The 2,236-nt window shown below is 60.9% G+C and carries 2 protein-coding genes; both read left to right on the plus strand.

The genetic code is table 11. The features are described 5' to 3' along the window. The coding region (locus tag ACXJKR_RS30310; protein WP_457326006.1) for an ATP-binding cassette domain-containing protein at window positions 1–950 on the plus strand (950 nt) is incomplete at its 5' end. A 22-nt stretch (window positions 951–972) separates the two neighbouring features. Continuing rightward, the coding region (locus tag ACXJKR_RS30315; RefSeq protein ID WP_457326007.1) for a TonB-dependent receptor plug domain-containing protein at window positions 973–2,236 on the plus strand (1,264 nt) is incomplete at its 3' end.

Genomic DNA, 2,236 nt, shown 5'->3' on the forward strand with positions numbered 1-2,236 from the left:
CCTTCCTGCTGATCGTGATGAACTGGCGCACCTATACCGTTGCCAACATGCGCATCGCGATTGYGACCGGGCTTCCCGACATTCTGTTGATGTTGCTGCCCTACCTGCTGTGCATTCCGTTCGTGCTCGACGGGCGTATGCAGATCGGCGACATCCAGATCGTGTCGGCCTCATTCAGCCAGGTTTACAACGGCATCGGTGCGTTCATTACGCAATATGCCGAGATTGCGACCTGGCGCTCATCCATCGCGCGTTTGCGCTTGCTGAACGAGGCGCTGTCGCAGCAGTCCTTCAGCAGCGGCATCGTGATCAGCGAGAAGCCTGCGCCGCATATTGCCGTCCATGGTCTCACCATCACCTTCCCGGATGGCAAGCCGATGGTGGCACTCGGCGAACTGGAAATCGCGGCTGGATCGCGCGTGCTGGTACAGGGGATTTCGGGCGCCGGGAAAAGCACACTGTTGCGCAGCATTGCCGGGCTGTGGCCCTACGGCAGCGGGTCTGTTGATCTTCCCGCCAACGCGTCGGTCGCTTTCCTGCCCCAGCGCAATTACATGCCCAACGGTTCGATTGCCAGCCTGATGGCCTATCCGCATCGGGCGGATCGCTACAGCGACGAGCAATACATCGACCTCCTGAATGCGCTGGGGCTGCAGCGCCTCATTTTGGATTTGCACGCTTATCAGCCGTGGAGCCGCATCCTTTCGCCCGGGGAGCAACAGCGCATTGCAGCGGCGCGCGCCATTCTGGGCCAGCCCGACTTTCTCTTCATTGACGAAGGCACCAGTGCACTCGATGCCGAGTCGGAAGCGAACGTCTACAAAACGATCATCGAACGTTTGCCCAAGGCCGCCCTCATCTCCGTGGCTCACCGTGAAAGCGTCGCGTCCTTTCACCAGCACCTTCTCAGGATTGAGCAAGGCAGAGCCAGCCTTTCGCCAATCAATTAACCCTTATCAGAGGATGAAGCAGATGAGATTTGTCGTTAAAGGCGGACGTCTTCGGACGCTGATGGGCTTGGGCAATCTGGCCATGGGAATAGCCGTGTGCGGCACGGTGCATGCACAGGATCAGGCCAGCACAGCCAAGGCCAAGGCCGACGCCGACGGGCGCACCGCTGACGAGGTCATGCCCACGATCCTGGTACGCGGCAAGCGCACGCTCAACGTGGACATCCGGCGCGACCGCGATGACATCCAGCCTTATGTGGTGTTTGATGCAGAGCAGATTGCCAGAAGCGGCGCGCAAACCATCGAGGGTTTCCTGCAGACCTATCTGCCGATGAATGCGCAGCAGACGACGTCCTCACAGCTGGGTCCGCAGGTGTCGCCGAATGGACGCATCGACCTGCGCGGCCTGGGCTCCGACCAGACTCTTGTCCTGGTTGACGGGCGCCGGCTGCCCAGCATCTCGGCGGGCGATTCCTTCAAGCAGGCCAATATCAACGGCATCTCGATGTCGCAGATCGAGCGCATCGAGATCCTGCCGGCAACGGCCAGCGGCATCTATGGTGGTGGCGCAACGGGTGGTGTGATCAACATCATCCTGAAGCGCGATTACTCCGGGTTCGACGTCGACGTCAACTATGGCGGTGCTCTCGATGGTGCGGTGAGGCAATACCGCTTGGGCGTCAGCGGCGGTTTCTCGCTGGAAGGCGGGCGCACTCAGGTTCTGTTCTCGGCTTCGCGTGCCAATGCCGGTGTGCTGCAGTCATCGCAGCGTGATTTCACCCGACGGGGTGCGCAACAGCAGCTGCGCAACGATCCGACCGACCCCAGCGTCTTGATGGGTGGCGCCAACATCTGCTCAACCGATGACGGCTTTACCTGCTCAACCCAGCCCTTGCAGCTCAAGAGCGGCAAATCGCTGTCTTCGGCATTCACCAGCGTTCCCGCCAACTACACAGGGGCGGCCAGCGATGGCGGCGCGGCATTGGCGGGCAAGGCTGGCCAGCTCCAGTTTGAGGCTGCGATGCCGATCTGGTCTGCGCCTGAAACCACCACGTTCACCTTCAACACCCGTCGCGAGTTCGCGACCGGCATCGAAGCCTATGTGGACTTTGTACGGGACAATTCGAAGAATGCGCTCGCGATGCCGACGCCGAACCTTCAATACGTTCCGGCCAGCGCCGCGGTGAATCCCTTCCAGCAGGATGTGCTCTCCTACCTCACCGTGCCGGATGGCGTGGTGCAGCGTCAGGTGGTCAAGAACACCCGTGTCTACGCCGGAGCAATTG

The sequence above is a fragment of the Roseateles sp. P5_E11 genome (assembly GCF_054049355.1).